At 69.5% G+C, this 14,407-nt stretch carries 12 protein-coding genes; 7 read left to right on the forward strand and 5 right to left on the reverse strand.

Annotated features, from left to right (window positions below; genetic code table 11):
* Window positions 1-226: 226 nt before the first annotated feature.
* Window positions 227-463 (reverse strand): hypothetical protein, encoded by a 237-nt coding sequence (locus GBZ26_RS08820; RefSeq protein WP_174438516.1) that lies wholly within the window; start codon window positions 461-463, stop codon window positions 227-229.
* 146 nt (window positions 464-609) lie between these two features.
* Here GBZ26_RS08820 and GBZ26_RS08825 point away from each other — a divergent pair, with 146 nt between their 5' ends.
* Complete coding sequence (locus GBZ26_RS08825) at window positions 610-912, forward strand: hypothetical protein (protein ID WP_014197964.1); 303 nt, start codon at window positions 610-612, stop codon at window positions 910-912.
* A gap of 84 nt (window positions 913-996) precedes the next feature.
* On the opposite strand, the gene GBZ26_RS08830 is transcribed toward GBZ26_RS08825, so the two are convergent.
* Together GBZ26_RS08830 and GBZ26_RS08835 are read right to left on the reverse strand one after the other, a co-directional pair.
* Window positions 997-1,185 (reverse strand): 4-oxalocrotonate tautomerase, encoded by a 189-nt coding sequence (locus tag GBZ26_RS08830; protein ID WP_014197963.1) that lies wholly within the window; start codon window positions 1,183-1,185, stop codon window positions 997-999.
* Window positions 1,186-1,227: 42 nt separating this feature from the next.
* The gene (locus GBZ26_RS08835) at window positions 1,228-2,013 is read right to left on the reverse strand and encodes a class II aldolase/adducin family protein (protein WP_222070122.1); all 786 of its coding nucleotides are present in this window, start codon (window positions 2,011-2,013) and stop codon (window positions 1,228-1,230) included.
* A gap of 158 nt (window positions 2,014-2,171) precedes the next feature.
* Between GBZ26_RS08835 and GBZ26_RS08840 the strand changes: the two genes are divergently transcribed.
* Both GBZ26_RS08840 and GBZ26_RS08845 read left to right on the forward strand, forming a co-directional pair.
* Window positions 2,172-3,662 (forward strand): sigma-54-dependent transcriptional regulator, encoded by a 1,491-nt coding sequence (locus GBZ26_RS08840; RefSeq protein ID WP_211104657.1) that lies wholly within the window; start codon window positions 2,172-2,174, stop codon window positions 3,660-3,662.
* The gene (locus tag GBZ26_RS08845) at window positions 3,659-5,806 is read left to right on the forward strand and encodes a cache domain-containing protein (RefSeq protein ID WP_343207248.1); all 2,148 of its coding nucleotides are present in this window, start codon (window positions 3,659-3,661) and stop codon (window positions 5,804-5,806) included. The genes GBZ26_RS08840 and GBZ26_RS08845 overlap by 4 nt, the downstream gene beginning before the upstream one ends.
* Window positions 5,807-5,818: 12 nt before the next feature.
* Here the strand turns inward: GBZ26_RS08845 and fdhE are convergent, their stop codons facing one another.
* Window positions 5,819-6,718: a formate dehydrogenase accessory protein FdhE gene (fdhE, locus tag GBZ26_RS08850; protein WP_174438517.1), complete on the reverse strand. Its 900-nt coding sequence runs from the start codon at window positions 6,716-6,718 to the stop codon at window positions 5,819-5,821.
* Between the two features lie 506 nt (window positions 6,719-7,224).
* On the opposite strand from fdhE, the gene fdnG reads away from it, so the two are divergent.
* The 4 genes from fdnG to fdhD all read left to right on the forward strand — a co-directional run bounded on the left by fdnG (window position 7,225) and on the right by fdhD (window position 12,753).
* A complete protein-coding gene (fdnG, locus tag GBZ26_RS08855; RefSeq protein ID WP_484793082.1) occupies window positions 7,225-10,305 on the forward strand; it encodes a formate dehydrogenase-N subunit alpha in 3,081 nt (1,026 codons plus the stop codon).
* Between the two features lie 3 nt (window positions 10,306-10,308).
* Window positions 10,309-11,238, forward strand: a complete 930-nt coding sequence (gene fdxH / locus GBZ26_RS08860; protein ID WP_174438518.1) for a formate dehydrogenase subunit beta — start codon at window positions 10,309-10,311, stop codon at window positions 11,236-11,238.
* A complete protein-coding gene (locus GBZ26_RS08865; protein WP_174438519.1) occupies window positions 11,235-11,867 on the forward strand; it encodes a formate dehydrogenase subunit gamma in 633 nt (210 codons plus the stop codon). Before fdxH ends, GBZ26_RS08865 begins: the two co-directional genes overlap by 4 nt.
* A gap of 67 nt (window positions 11,868-11,934) precedes the next feature.
* Window positions 11,935-12,753: a formate dehydrogenase accessory sulfurtransferase FdhD gene (gene fdhD, locus GBZ26_RS08870; RefSeq protein WP_174438520.1), complete on the forward strand. Its 819-nt coding sequence runs from the start codon at window positions 11,935-11,937 to the stop codon at window positions 12,751-12,753.
* Between the two features lie 32 nt (window positions 12,754-12,785).
* Here fdhD and GBZ26_RS08875 read toward each other — a convergent pair whose 3' ends face one another.
* A complete protein-coding gene (locus tag GBZ26_RS08875) occupies window positions 12,786-14,321 on the reverse strand; it encodes a hybrid sensor histidine kinase/response regulator (RefSeq protein ID WP_343207247.1) in 1,536 nt (511 codons plus the stop codon).
* Between the last annotated feature and the right edge of the window lie 86 nt (window positions 14,322-14,407).

Below are 14,407 nucleotides of genomic sequence, written 5' to 3' on the forward strand. Positions count from 1 at the left end.
ACGCCTCAGCGCCGATGGTACTGCGTCTTAAGACGTGGGAGAGTAGGTCGCCGCCAGGTCACCACGGCACACGCCACGCCATCCAGGAACGTGGACGCAGCAGATTTCGCACGCACTTGACAATCGGCTTCATGAACGGCAAGGCCGGCGCTTCTCCCCATGGGAAGCGCCGGTTTTTCGTTTGTTCGGATTCTGTGGTGTCGGGGTGTCGACGCGGGCCCCCTCCCTAACCCTCCCCCGCCATCGGCGGGGGAGGGGATTGGTTGTCGGAGCGGTGGTCGAGCTGGGTGAGGATCGTCTGGGCCTCGGTCAGCAGGGCGTCGCGGACACGGATGTATTGGTCGAGGGAGGTCCCGGACCGTTGCCGTGATCGCAGGGCGGCGATTTGGATGTCGAGCGCGTCGAGGTCGCGGTCGATGCATTTCAGCGCGTCGCGCGCCCGTTGCTCTTCCTGCGCGTTCATGGCCACTCCTCCCGTGTCTGGTCTGGATTTTCGGCGAATCGCATCCGAACGAGGTACGGCTTATTGTTTTGGACTCCCTGGCACTGCTTTTGCTGAACGAGTTCCGTTCACGAGCGTCCGCTCGGCAAGCTGAGAGGGAGACTACGATGGCGTCACGCGGAATCAATGCCGGTTTGGTGATTACGGTCGCTCAGAGTGCCATCGACTTTCTTTGGTCGCATTGGGACGGCTCGTCCAAATCCGTCCGCTCGGCGCTGATGGCCTCGGAGTTCTGGACGCTGCAAGCCTATGGCCGGCATGGCCAGTGGGTGCAGTCGGTCACCCGCGACGCGCTGGTCGAGTTTCTTGGCAATTATATCGACCGGCGCATGGAGGTCGGCGACAGCGAGGACCGGGCCGTCGCCACCGCGGTTTACCGTCTCACGGGCAAGACGGTGGGTGCGGTCTGAGCAAGCTAAGGGGCGGCGTGCCTATTTTTTGTCCGGATGCCCATGGGGTGAGCAGCGCTTCCCATGGGCATCCGGGAAGCGGTGTCACTCGGGGTCGGACCACAGCTTGCCGCCGCTGGCCCAATCGCTTTTCTTCACATCGTGGAAGATGACATCGACCGCCTCCGGGCTGCAGCCGAGCACCGCGACCGAGGCGTCGGTGAGCGCCTTGGCATAGGCACGCTTCTGCTCCAGCGTGCGGCCTTCGAAAAGCTGAACGTTGATCAGTGGCATAATCGTTCCATCCCCTCTGTTGCGGACCGCGGTCCGGAAAGCTCAGCTCTTGTAGTCCGGGCAGCGCCGGTCCAGGCGTCGCAGCAGCGCCGGCCATTCCAGTTCGCCTTCGGGCTCCGGATCGGCGGTGAGCTGCCGGTAGGTCTTGTCGCACAGCTCCGGCGGGGGCGACACCAGTTCCGCGCCGGCCGCCTGCGCGGCGAGCTGCATCCGGCACGCCTTGTCCAGCATGTCCATCAGGCAGAAGGCCTCCGCCACCGTGCGCCCGGTCACCAGACTGCCGTGGTTGTGGAGCAGCATCGCCCGGCGGGTGCCGAGATTGGCGACGAGGCGGACCTTCTCGCTGTCGGTCAGGGCCAGCCCTTCATACCGATGATAGGCGAGGTCGCGGTAGAAGCGCAGGGCGTGCTGGGACAGCGGGAGGAGCCCGTCCTTCAGCATCGACACCGCTACCGCCGCCTCGTTGTGGAGGTGCATGACGCAGCGCGCGTCCTCGCGCGCCGCATGGACGGCCCCATGGATGACGAAGCCGGTGGCGTTCACGGTGTGGGGGCTGTCGCCGATGATGGCGCCGTGGATGTCGATCTTCACGAGGTTGGAGGCGGTCACCTCGTCGAAGGTCAGGCCGAAGGGGTTGATGAGGAAGCGCCCCGGCTCCCCCGGCACGGCCAGCGAGATGTGGGTGTAGATCAGGTCGTCCCAGCCGCGCTCGGCGACCAGACGGTAGGCGGCGGCGAGGTCGACCCGCGCTTGCCACTCGGCGTCATTGATGCCGGCATCGGCGATGCGCGGGCCGGCATGGACGAATGATCCGCGGGTGTCGGTCACGGTCGGCTCCCGGTCTGTGCGATGAGGGAGGAGCTTCGCATGGCGCGGGTTGGTTGTCCAAGCGTGGTGCTGGGACTATTCCGGATTTCGGAAATCACTGGCCCGGCTTGGTTGCGGTCCCTTAGACTGTGGGGCTTTCCGCCGCCGAGTGCACAGCGATGACCATGACCGCGCCAGTCTCCACCCCGTCCGACCGCAGCGCGCCGGAGGATGGCCGGATGGAGGACCGGGCGAAGCCCTCCATCCTCGTGGTGGACGACGAGGAGGGCATCTGCAGCTTCCTGTCGCGCGCGCTGGAGCGGCGCGGCTGGCGGGTCGCGGTGGCGGGCAGCGCCGAGGAGGGCGCCCGGACGCTGGAGCGCATCCACGCCGAGGTGATCATCCTCGACGTCGCCCTGCCGGGCCGCTCGGGGCTGGATTGGCTGAAGGAGCTGATGGCCGGCGGTTATGCCGGCGAGGTGATCCTGGTCACCGCCTTCGCCGACATGGACACGGCCATCGACGCCCTGCGCTCCGGCGCCGCGGATTTCGTGCTGAAGCCCTTCCGGGTCGAGCAGATCCTGAATTCCATCGACCGCTGCGTCGAGCGCACCCGGCTGACCCGCGAGAACTACGTGCTGCGCCGGCAGTTGTCGAAGAAGGACAGCGGGCGCGACGAGATCGTCGGGCGGTCGGACGCCATGATGCGGCTTCGTTCGCTGGTGCAGCGGGTGGCGCCGACCCCGTCCACCGTGCTGATCCAGGGCGAGTCCGGCGTGGGGAAGGAGTTGGTCGCCCGCGCGCTGCACGACCTGTCGCCGCGCGCCGACCGGCCCTTCGTGGCGGTGAATTGCGCGGCGATCTCCGCCGACCTGATCGAGGCGGAGCTGTTCGGCCACGCCCGCGGCGCCTTCACCGGGGCCAAGGACGCGCGCAAGGGGCTGTTCTACTACGCCCACGGCGGCACGCTGTTCCTGGACGAGATCGGCGAGTTGTCGCTGACCTTGCAATCCAAGCTGCTGCGCGTTCTGGAGGAGCGGCGCATCCGCCCGGTCGGCAGCGAGCAGGAGGTGCCGGTGGACGTCCGCGTGGTCACCGCCACCAACCGCGACCTGAAGGCGGAGGCCGCGGCGGGGCGCTTCCGCCCGGACCTGTTCTACCGGCTGGAGGTGATGACGCTGACCATTCCGCCGCTGCGCCAGCGCGCGGTGGACGTGCCGGAGCTGGCCGCGCTGTTCATGCGCTTCCTGCCGGCGCGGCTGGCCGTGCCGCCGCTGACCCTGACGCCGGAGGTGACGCGGGCGCTGATGTGCCATTCCTGGCCCGGCAACGTGCGGGAGCTGCGCAACTTCGTGGAGCGGTCGCTGCTGCTCGGCGAATTCCCGCTCGATGATCTGGACACCGCCAACGCCGCGGCGGTGGAGGCGGGGCTGGCCGCGGACCCCAGCCTGTGCGCCGCGGCGGTGGCCGGCAACCCGCCCTGCGCGCCCTGTCCGGTCCGCCACGTCCGTATGGACGGCGACAATGACGTGCTGCCGCTGGCCGAGGTGGAGAAGCGCCACATCCTGACCGTGCTGGCGCGCTGCGACGGCAGCAAGGCGCGCGCCGCCGACCTGCTGGGGGTGTCGCGCAAGACGCTGGACCGGAAATGCGTGGAATGGGGGGTGTGACGCCTCCATCCCGCCCCAACCCGTCCCGGCCCAACATGCTGAAACGGCTGGCGGCGGCCTATGCGGAGTCGGTGCGGCTCAAGCTGCTGGCGCTGGTGCTGGCGCCGCTGCTGGTCGGCGCGCCGGTCCTGTTGATGATCGTCTGGGCCTGGGGGACGCAGGGCTACGACCAGCTTCTGGTGAACAAGGTCAGCTCCGACCTGGGGACGGCGCGGCAGTTCTTCGACCGGGTGCAGATGTCGCTGCGCAACGGGCTGGAGGGGGTGGCGACCTCCCACCGCTTGGCCCTGGTGCTGGAGCGCGGGACGCCCGCCGACCTGCGCCGGCTGCTTGAGGAGGAGGCCGAGGAGCATGGGCTGGACTATCTGCTGCTGCTCGACGCCGGGGGCATGGTGCGGGCGGGCGGGTCCTTCGCCGTCCCGGCGGACCGCAGCGGCTGGTCGGTGGTGCGCGAGGCGCTGCACGGCTACGCGCAGCACGGGCTGGAGGTCTTCGCCCCGGCGGAGCTGGAGGCGCTGAACCCGGCGCTGCGCCGGGCCGCCCACACGCCGCTGGTGCCGACCCGCGCCGCCCGGCCCGATCCGCGCAATGTCGAAAGTCATGGGGCAGAGGATCGCGGGCTGGTGATCCAGGTCGCCATTCCCTTCGACGGGCCGGACGGCCGTCTGCTCGGGGTGCTGGAAGGCGGGGTGCTGCTGAACGGCAACCAGGGCATCGTGGACCGGCTGAACACCATCGTCTATCAGGATGCCTCGCTGCCGCTGGGCAGCCAGGGGACCGCCACGCTGTTCCTCGGCGACACCCGCATCGCCACCAACGTCCGGCTATTCGAAGGGCAGCGGGCGCTGGGCACGCGGGCGTCGCAGGCGGTGGCGGACAAGGTGCTGGACCGCGGCGAGCCGTGGCTGGGTTCCGCCTTCGTGGTCAACGACACCTATGTGTCGGGCTATCAGCCGCTGGCCGACACCGCCGGGCGGCGGATCGGCATGCTCTATGTCGGGTTCCTGGAATCGCCGCTGCGCGACACGCTCTACAAGGCGTTGGCCGGGCTGTTCCTGCTGTTCCTGCTGGTGTCGGGGCTGGGGACGCTGGTCGGCCTGCGCGGCGCGCGGGCCATCTTCCGCCCGCTGGAGCGCATGGCCGGAGTCATCGCCCGCATCGAGGGGGGCGAGGATTCCGCGCGCATCGGCCCGACCGCCAGCCGGGACGAGCTGGGGCGGCTGGCCCGCGCCTTCGACCATCTGCTGGATTCCGTGGCGGCGCGGCGCTGGGAGCTTCAGCGCTCCGCCGAGGAGCTGGACCGCAAGGTGGCGCTGCGCACCGCCGCGCTGGAGGAGGCCAACGCCACCCTGCGCCGCGCCCAGCAGCAGCTGGTGATGAACGAGAAGCTGACCGCCATCGGCGAGCTGACCGCCGGGGTGGCGCACGAGATCAACAACCCGGTCGCGGTGATCCAGGGCAACCTCGACCTTCTGCGCGAGGTGCTGGGCGACGGGATCGAGCCGGTGCGCCAGGAGGTCCGGCTGATCGACGAGCAGACCCGGCGCATCCACGCCATCGTGACGAAGCTGCTGCAATTCGCCCGGCCCGGCGACTTCGCCGGCTACGCCGAGCCGACCGACGTGAACGGCGTGCTGTCCGACTGTCTGGTGCTGACCCGGCACAACCTGAACCGGGCGCGGGTCGTGGTGACGCTGAAGGCCCAGGCGGGCGGCCCGGTGGAGATGAACCGCGGCGAGCTTCAGCAGGTGCTCATCAACCTGATCGTCAACGCCATGCAGGCGATGCCGGAGGGCGGCCGCCTGACTCTGGACAGTCGCGACATCGCCCCGGACGAGCGTCTGCCGGGGGCGGAGCCGTTCGAGGGGGTGCTGGTGGGGGTCGAGGACACCGGTCATGGCATCGCGGCGGGCGATCTGGCCCGCATCTTCGACCCCTTCTTCACCACCAAGAAGCAGACCGGGACGGGGCTCGGCCTGTCGATCAGCTACGCCATCGTCCAGCGCTACGGCGGGCGGATCACGGTGGAGAGCGATCCGGGGCGCGGAACGCGCTTCACCCTGTGGCTGCGGCGGCAGGCCGTCTATTCCGACCAGCCGACCGCGCCCTTCTTCGCCGCCCAGCGGATCACCGCGGGGGGCTGACGCCCCGTCGTGCTACCCGGCGACCGCCAGGAACGGGTTGACGCCGATGCGGCGGTACTCCTCCTCGCCCAGCAGCAGGTCGAGCGCCAGCGTGGCGAGGTCGTCGGCCACCGGGTCGAGGTCCGGCGCCTTTTCCAGGAACAGCAGCTTCAGATAGCTGTGGCAGGAGTCGCAGGTTTCCGCGCGCACCGCGCCGTTGGCCTCCGTGCCGTCCGCCCCTTCGACGAAGCGCTGGGAGACGTCCTTGCCGTCGCCGCAGGCCACGCAGGACGAGCGCACATGGTGCCACGCGGTGTGGCAGATCCCGCAATGGAGATAGCGCAGGCCGCCGCTCTCCATGCCGACCTGCAGCACGCCGGCGACCGGTGCGCCGCCGCAGACCGGGCAGGCGGTGGCGGTGGCGTGGGTGGTCACCGACGCCGGGTCGAGCGCGACGGCGTGGCGTGTCCAGGCGGTCTGGAAGGCCGCGGCCAGGAAGGGTGCTGCGGCGTGGTCGCCGTCCTCCAGCGCGTCGCCGGCCCAGCGCCCGGCCAGCTCCTCCAGGGTGTCGGCGTCGGACGCGGCGAGAGCGGTCAGGGCCTCGCGCGCGCCGCCGGGCAGGAGGCTGTCCAGCCGGGCGCCCAGGGCGCGCAGGTCGGCGGCCCATTGCTCCTCCGGCGCCAGGGCGGCGGGGGTGGCGGTCACCGCCGCCTGGGCGTCGGCCAGCGTGGCGACGAAGCGCAGCCAGTCGCCCATGGCGTGCCCCTCCGCCAACGCGCGCAGGCGCGCCGCCCGCCGGGCGAAGATCGCCGCGTCGGGCAGGCGCAGCGGGGCCGGCGACTGGCCGGGCACCAGACCGGTGGCGGCCATGGCGGCGGCGGTCGCTTCGGACATCGCCGCTTCGGAAATCGGGGCGTCGGAGGAGGCGGTCATGGTGGCTTTCCCGGTCACGGATCACGAACAGTCGGAAGGGATAGCACAGTGCAAGAACGGTGCCAGGAGGGACCTGTATTCCCTCTCCCGCCCCGGGAGAGGGAAGGGGCCCACGCAAAGCGTGGGAAGGGTGAGGGTACCGGCAACGGGCAGGGCCTTGATTCTCGGACGACCCTCACCCGACGCCTGCGGCGCCACCCTCTCCCGGGGCGGGAGAGGGAATGGATACCCCCGACAGATTGTCCTCCACACAAACGTTAGGGACATTTTGTCCATCGCCGGCTGGACAAAATGTCCCTCGGTGCGGTGCGGGCATGGCCGTTCCGTCCGTCCGCCTCAGCAAACGCACCGCATTCCGCTGTAAGCCCCGGCTGGCACGGAATCTGCCCTTTGGGGGATGCGCCACTCCGGCCGGGTCACCCCGGGCGGGTCGGCGCCACCGGTTCCAGGCGCTTAAGCGCCGGGCCGGCACATCCTGACACCAGGGCCGACATCAGGGAGGTTTCATGCCCATCACACCCATGCAGGTATCACGGCGGCAGTTCTTGAAGGTCACGGCGGGCGGTCTCGCCGCCTCCAGCATGGGGGTTCTGGGCTTCCTGCCGTCCGAGGCGCTGGCCGAGGTGCGCCAGTTCCGCCTCGCCCGCGCCAAGGAGATCCGCAACACCTGTCCCTACTGCTCGGTCGGCTGCGGCCTGCTGATGTACAGCCTGGGCGACGGCGCCAAGAACGCCAAGGCCGAGATCACCCACATCGAGGGCGACCCCGACCATCCGGTCAGCCGCGGCTCGCTCTGCCCGAAGGGCGCCGGCCTGCTGGACTTCATCCACAGCCCGAACCGCCTGAAGCACCCGGAGGTCCGCGAGGCCGGGTCCAACAGCTGGACGCGCATCTCCTGGCATGAGGCGATCGCGCGCATCGCCCGCCACATCAAGGACGACCGCGACGCCAACTTCGTCACCAGGACCGCCGACGGTGTGACGGTGAACCGCTGGCTGTCCACCGCCATGCTGACGGCGTCGGCCTCGTCCAACGAGACGGGCATCCTGACGCAGAAGGTCATGCGCTCGCTGGGCATCGTCGGCACCGACGCGCAGGCCCGCGTCTGCCACGGCCCGACCGTGTCGGCGCTGGCCTCGACCTTCGGGCGCGGGGCGATGACCAACAGCTGGGTGGACATTTCCAACGCCGACTTCATCCTGATCATGGGCGGCAACCCGGCGGAGGCGCACCCGGTCGGCTTCAAGTGGGCGGTCGAGGCGAAGAAGCGCGGCGCGCGCATCGTCGTCGTCGACCCGCGCTACAACCGCTCCGCCGCGGTGGCCGACGAGTATCTGCCGATCCGCGCCGGCTCCGACATCGTGTTCCTGGGCGGCGTCATCAACTGGCTGGTCGCCAACGACAAGATCCAGTGGGAGTATGTCCGCGCCTACACCAACGCCTCCTACATCGTGAAGGAAGGCTTCGGGTTCGAGGACGGGCTGTTCAGCGGCTATGACGCGGCCAAGGGCCAGTACGACCGCTCCAGCTGGAATTACGAGTTCGAGGCGGACGGGAACACGGCGAAGACCGACCCGACGCTCCAGCATCCGCGCTGCGTGTGGAACCTGATGAAGGCCCACTACGCGCGCTACACGCCGGAGCTGGTCGAGGACCTGACCGGCACGCCGAAGGACGGCTTCCTGCGCGTCTGCCAGCATCTCGGCTCCACGGCGGTGCGCGACCGGGTCGGCACGATCCTCTACGCGCTGGGCTGGACGCAGCACACGGTGGGCGCCCAGAACATCCGCAGCATGGCGATGATCCAGCTCCTGCTGGGCAACATCGGCATGCCGGGCGGCGGCGTGAACGCGCTCCGCGGCCACTCCAACATCCAGGGCCTGTCGGACCTCGGCCTGCTGTCCACCAACCTGCCGGGCTACCTGACCCTGCCCTCGGAGAAGGCGCACCCGACCTTCGCCGACTACATCGCCAAGACCGCGCCGAAGGCGCAGGCGCCGGGCCAGCTCAACTTCTGGGCCAACACGCCGAAGTTCTTCGTCAGCCTGCTGAAGTGGTTCTGGGGCGACAAGGCGACGGCGGAGAACAACTGGGGCTACGACTGGCTGCCCAAGTGGGACAAGATGTACGACGTGCTGCAGGTCATGGACCTGATGCACAACGGCAAGGTCAACGGCTTCATCGTCCAGGGCTTCAACCCGCTGACCTCCTTCCCTGACGCGCGCAAGACGGCGGCGGACTTCGCCAAGCTGAAATACATGGTGGTGATCGACCCGATCGCCACGGAGACCGCCTCCTTCTGGCAGAACCACGGCGAGGTCAACGAGGTCGACACCGCGTCGATCAAGACCGAGGTGTTCCGCCTGCCCTCGACCTGCTTCGCCGAGGAGGACGGCGCCATCGTCAACTCCTCGCGCTGGCTGCAATGGCACTGGAAGGGCGCCAACCCGCCGGGCGAGGCGAAGACCGACCAGGAGATCCTGGCCGAGCTGTTCATGGCCGTCCGCACCCTCTACGCCAAGGAGGGCGGCACCGCGCCGGAGCCGATCCTCAACCTCTCCTGGCCCTACAAGAACCCGCTGGAGCCGACGCCGGAGGAGCTGGCGAAGGAGATGAACGGCCGCGCGCTGGCCGACATCCCCGATCCCAAGGACCCGGCAAAGTTCCTCGCCCGCAAGGGGGAGCAGCTTCCCAACTTCGCCCTGCTGCGCGACGACGGCACGACGATGAGCGCCTGCTGGATCTTCGCCGGCTGCTGGACGCAGGCGGGCAACCAGATGGCCCGGCGCGACAACACCGACGCCGGCCTGGGGAACACGCCGGGCTGGGCCTGGGCGTGGCCGGCCAACCGCCGCATCATCTACAACCGCGCCTCCTGCGACCCGTCGGGCAAGCCCTGGGACCCCAAGCGCAATCTGATCGCGTGGAACGGCACCGCCTGGGCGGGCGCCGACGTGCCGGACTTCAAGGTGGATTCGCCGCCGGCCGACGGGATGAACCCCTTCATCATGAACCCGGAGGGCGTCGGGCGGCTGTTCTGCACCGACAAGCTGGTGGACGGCCCCTTCCCCGAGCATTACGAGCCGATGGAAAGCCCGCTCGGCACCAACCCGCTGCACCCGAAGGTGGTCAGCAGCCCGGCGGTCCGCATCTTCAAGGCCGACCGCGAGCGTCTGGGCACCCATGACCAGTTCCCCTACGTCGGCACCACCTACCGCCTGACCGAGCATTTCCAGTTCTGGACCAAGAGCGTGCGGCTGAACGCCATCGCCCAGCCGGAGCAGTTCGTGGAGATCGGCGAGACTCTGGCGGCGGAGAAGGGCATCCGGGCCGGCGACTGGGTCCAGGTCTCCTCCAAGCGCGGCCACATCAAGGCCAAGGCGGTCGTGACCAAGCGCATCAAGGCCCTGAAGGTGGCGGGCCGCACCGTCCACCAGATCGGCATCCCCCTGCACTGGGGCTGGGAGACGGTGGCCAGGAAGGGCTTCCTGTCCAACACGCTGCCGCCCGCCGTCGGCGACTGCAACACCCAGACCCCGGAATACAAGGCGTTCCTCGTGAACGTCGAGAAGATCGGAGTGGCGTAAGTCATGGCACTGCAATCCCTCGATATCCTGCGCCGGTCCGCCACCCCGACGCCGACCCCGCAGGCCCGCAACCCGCAGGAAGTGGCCAAGCTGATCGACACCACGGTCTGCATCGGCTGCAAGGCCTGCCAGGTCGCCTGCTCGGAATGGAACGAGCTGCGCGCCGAGGTCGGCACCTGCGTCGGCGTCTACGACAACCCGACCGACCTGTCCGCGCAGGCCTGGACCGTTATGCGCTTCAACGAGGTGGAGGAGAAGGGCAAGCTGGAGTGGCTGATCCGCAAGGACGGCTGCATGCACTGCGCCGACCCTGGCTGCCTCAAGGCCTGCCCGTCGCCGGGGGCCATCGTGCAGTTCAAGAACGGCATCGTGGACTTCCACCAGGAGAACTGCATCGGCTGCGGCTATTGCATCTCCGGCTGCCCGTTCAACGTGCCGCGCCTCAGCCCGGCCGACAGCAAGGCCTACAAGTGCAACCTGTGCTCCGACCGCGTCGCGGTGGGGCAGGAGCCGGCCTGCGTCAAGACCTGCCCGACCGGGGCCATCCAGTTCGGCAGCAAGGAGGACATGATCGAGGTCGCGGCGACCCGCATCACCGACCTCCAGTCGCGCGGCTACGACCAGGCGGGCCTCTACGACCCCGCCGGGGTGGGCGGCACCCACGTCATGTACGTGCTGCACCACGCCGACAAGCCGGCGCTCTATTCCGGCCTGCCGGACAACCCGTCGATCAGCGCCGTCGTCGGGGTGTGGAAGGGCATGCTGAAGCCGCTGGCGACCCTGGGCGTCGCCGCCGCCGGCCTGTTCGGCTTCTTCCATTACATCACGGTCGGCCCGAACCGCGCCGATGACGAGGACGAGGCGGATCACGGCACGCCGCCGGTCCCGCCCGCTCAAGGAACCAAGCATAAGGAACGGGAGAACGCGCTGTGAAGACGTCGGAAAAGCTGATCCAACGCTACTGCGCCGCGGAGCGCATCAACCACTGGATCGTGGCGGTCTGCTTCGTGCTGCTGGCCATCTCCGGGCTGGCCTTCTTCTACCCGGCCTTCTTCTGGCTGACCGGCGTGTTCGGCACGCCGCAGCTCGCCCGCATCGTCCATCCCTTCGTCGGGGTGGTGATGGTCCTGGCCTTCGCCCGCCAGTTCTTCCGCTACGCCCACCACAACCTCATCAACAAGGAGGATGTGAAATGGATGATGTCGGTGAAGGAGGTGATGAAGGGCAACGAGGTCGGCGACATCGGCCGCTACAACGGCGGCCAGAAGGGCATGTTCTGGGTCATGGTGCTGTGCATGATCCTGCTGCTGGTGTCGGGGGTGATCGCGTGGCGGCCCTATTTCGCGGGCTCTTTCCCGATCCCGATCATCCGCGTGGCGCTTCTGGTCCACGCCGCCAGCGCGCTGGTGCTGATCGCCAGCATCATCGTCCATGTCTACGCCGCGCTGTGGGTGCAGGGCACGATCCGCGCCATGGTCGAGGGTGTGGTCACCCACGCCTGGGCGCGCAAGCACCATCCGCGCTGGTTCCGTCAGGTGACCGGCAAGGAAACCGGGCACTGATCGCTTGAGAGCGCTCTTAGCCCTCTCCCCGGAGGGGAGAAGGGGAATTCCTAAGAAGGATAATGCCATGAGCCTCGCCACCGACGTCGCAGCGCCCTCCACCACGCACCGCATGACCGTCCTGCGGCTGGGACCGGACGACGCCCAGCTCTGCGACGACGCGGTGGTGGAGGAGGTGCCCGTCGCCATCGCCTACAACGGCATCGTCCATGCGGTGATGCTGGCGACCCCCGACGACCTGGAGGAGTTCGGCCTGGGCTTTTCCCTGACGGAGGGGATCGTCGCCGACGCGGAGGAGCTGGAAAGCCTGCGGGTGGTCGAGGGCTGCGACGGGATCGAGGTGCGCATGGAGATCCCGATGGAGCGCTTCATGGCGCTGAAGGGCAAGCGGCGCAGCATCGCCGGACGGTCGGGCTGCGGCGTCTGCGGGGTGGAGAGCCTCCAGGCCATCGCCCGGTCCGGCCGGCCCGTCCCCTCGGGCGGTCGGCTGTCGGTCGGCGCGGTGGAGCGGGCGCTGGCCCGCTTCGCCGAGCGGCAGACCCTGCACCGCGCCACCGGGGCGGCGCACGGCGTCGCCTGGGTGGACGCGGCGGGGGAGATCCTGGCGGTGCGCGAGGACGTCGGCCGCCACAACGCGCTGGACAAGCTGATCGGCTGGCTGGTGCGCACGGGCGTGGACCGCCGGGGCGGCTTCGTCCTGACCTCCAGCCGCGCCAGCTACGAGCTGGTGCAGAAGGCCGCCCGGCTGGGCATCAGCGGGCTGGTCGCCATCTCGGCCCCCACCGGCATGGCTGTGCGCATGGCGGAAAGCTGCGGCGTGTCGCTGGCCGGCTTCGCCCGCGGCGACCGGCTGGTCGTCTACAGCCACGGCGACCGCTGGGTGTAGTCGGTTCCGCGACGGACGTCACGGAGGGGGGCTTATCCTCCCTCGCCCTTTTCCCCACCCTTGTCCTTGCCCTCGCGCAGCCGCTCCAGGACTTGGCGCAGATCGCCGGGATGGAGGGGCTTGTGCAGGAAGGAACAGCCGCGGCGCTGGCCTTCCAGAAGCGCGCTCTGGGCGGTTTCGCCGCTGAGCACCACGGCGGGGATCTCGCGGCCGTAGAGGCGGCGCACCCGGTCGATCACATCGAAGCCGGAGACCTTTCCGGGCAGCCGCAGGTCGGTCAGGATGACCGACGGCGGGTCCGGCAGCGCATCCAGCACCGCGAAGACCTCCCGCATGTCGCCCGCGGCGGCGACGGTGCAGCCCCAGCTTTCCAGGATCATCTGCAGACCGGTCAGCACCATCGCCTCGTCGTCCACGGCCAGCACGGTCATCCCGGTCAGGGGCGGCGCCGAGGCGGTGGAGGGCGGCGGGGAAATGTGGCTGCACGGCGGCTCGGCCAGCGGGCTCGCGGCCTCCAGCGAGACGGAGAAGACGGTGCCGCGCCCGATGCGCGACCGCACCTCCACCTGAAGACCGAGAAGCTCCGCCAGACGGCGCACGATGGCGAGGCCGAGGCCCAGCCCCCGGGTGGGGTCGCGGTTGGGGTTCTGGAGCTGGTGGAACTCGTCGAAGATGGCGGTCAGCTGCTCCTCGGGGATGCCGAAGCCGGTGTCCCACACGTCGACGCGCCAGCGGTTGCCGCGCCGCCGCATGGCGAGCAGAAGGCCACCGTGCCGGGTGTAGCGGATGGCGTTGGTCAGCAGGTTGCGCATCACCCGCCCGAACAGCACCGGGTCCGTTTCCACCGTGCCGGGGCACAGGCGGGCGCGCAGGCGCAGGCCCTTCTCCTCGCTCTGGGGGCGGAACTCCTCGACGAGCTGGCCGAGAAGCTCGTCCAGGGAAACCGGCTGCGGGTCCGGGGTCACCGTGCCGGCGTCCAGCGTGGAAATGTCGAGCAGCGCGTTCAGCAGCCGCTCGCCCGCCGTCATGGCGTTGCTCAGCATCTCGGCCGTGCTCAGCGCCTTCTCGTCGCTGATCTGGCTGCACAGCGCGTCGAGGAACAGGCGCATCGCCTGGAAGGGCTGGCGCAGGTCGTGGCTGGCCGAGGCGAGGAAACGCGACCGCGCGGCGGTCGTTCGTTCGATCTCCGCGCGCATCGCCCGTTCCATGCGGGCGACGACCCGGTCGTCGGGGGCCGCCTGTGTGGCCAGGGCCAGCATGGCGACCGTCCGCCCGTCCTCGATCAGCGGCACGCCCTGGAACGCCGCCGGATCGGCGTCGCCCACGGGCAGAAGCTCGATGCCGACCGGCTCCTCGGTGTCGCCGGAGAACAGCGGATCGACGGCGCCCAGCACCGCCGGCCAGAGCGGGCCGAACCAGGCCGGGGCCGGCTGCCCGCCCGCTGCCGGCTCCTTGCCGAGGAGAGTGCAGAGCGCGTCGTTGGCGAAGAGGGTGGCGGCGTGCGACGGCCCGGTGAGGACGAAGGCCGGCAGCGCGGCGGCGCGGCAGACGCGCAGCGCGTTCTCCACGCACTCCGTCTCCGCTGGCGCGGCGTCGATGCTGGTCCTGTTCCTGTGCCGAGGCGTCACGTCGGTCTCTCTAACCGCTGGAGCTG

Source organism: Azospirillum formosense (assembly GCF_013340925.1).
GTDB lineage: Bacteria > Pseudomonadota > Alphaproteobacteria > Azospirillales > Azospirillaceae > Azospirillum > Azospirillum formosense.

Coding starts and splice junctions, on each gene's coding strand:
- GBZ26_RS08820 (WP_174438516.1), bottom strand. CDS start 463: ATGAACGCGCAGGAAGAGCAACGGGCGCGCGACGCGCTGAAATGCATC.
- GBZ26_RS08825 (WP_014197964.1), top strand. CDS start 610: ATGGCGTCACGCGGAATCAATGCCGGTTTGGTGATTACGGTCGCTCAG.
- GBZ26_RS08830 (WP_014197963.1), bottom strand. CDS start 1,185: ATGCCACTGATCAACGTTCAGCTTTTCGAAGGCCGCACGCTGGAGCAG.
- GBZ26_RS08840 (WP_211104657.1), top strand. CDS start 2,172: ATGACCATGACCGCGCCAGTCTCCACCCCGTCCGACCGCAGCGCGCCG.
- fdhE (WP_174438517.1), bottom strand. CDS start 6,718: ATGACCGCCTCCTCCGACGCCCCGATTTCCGAAGCGGCGATGTCCGAA.
- fdnG (WP_484793082.1), top strand. CDS start 7,225: ATGCCCATCACACCCATGCAGGTATCACGGCGGCAGTTCTTGAAGGTC.
- fdxH (WP_174438518.1), top strand. CDS start 10,309: ATGGCACTGCAATCCCTCGATATCCTGCGCCGGTCCGCCACCCCGACG.
- fdhD (WP_174438520.1), top strand. CDS start 11,935: ATGAGCCTCGCCACCGACGTCGCAGCGCCCTCCACCACGCACCGCATG.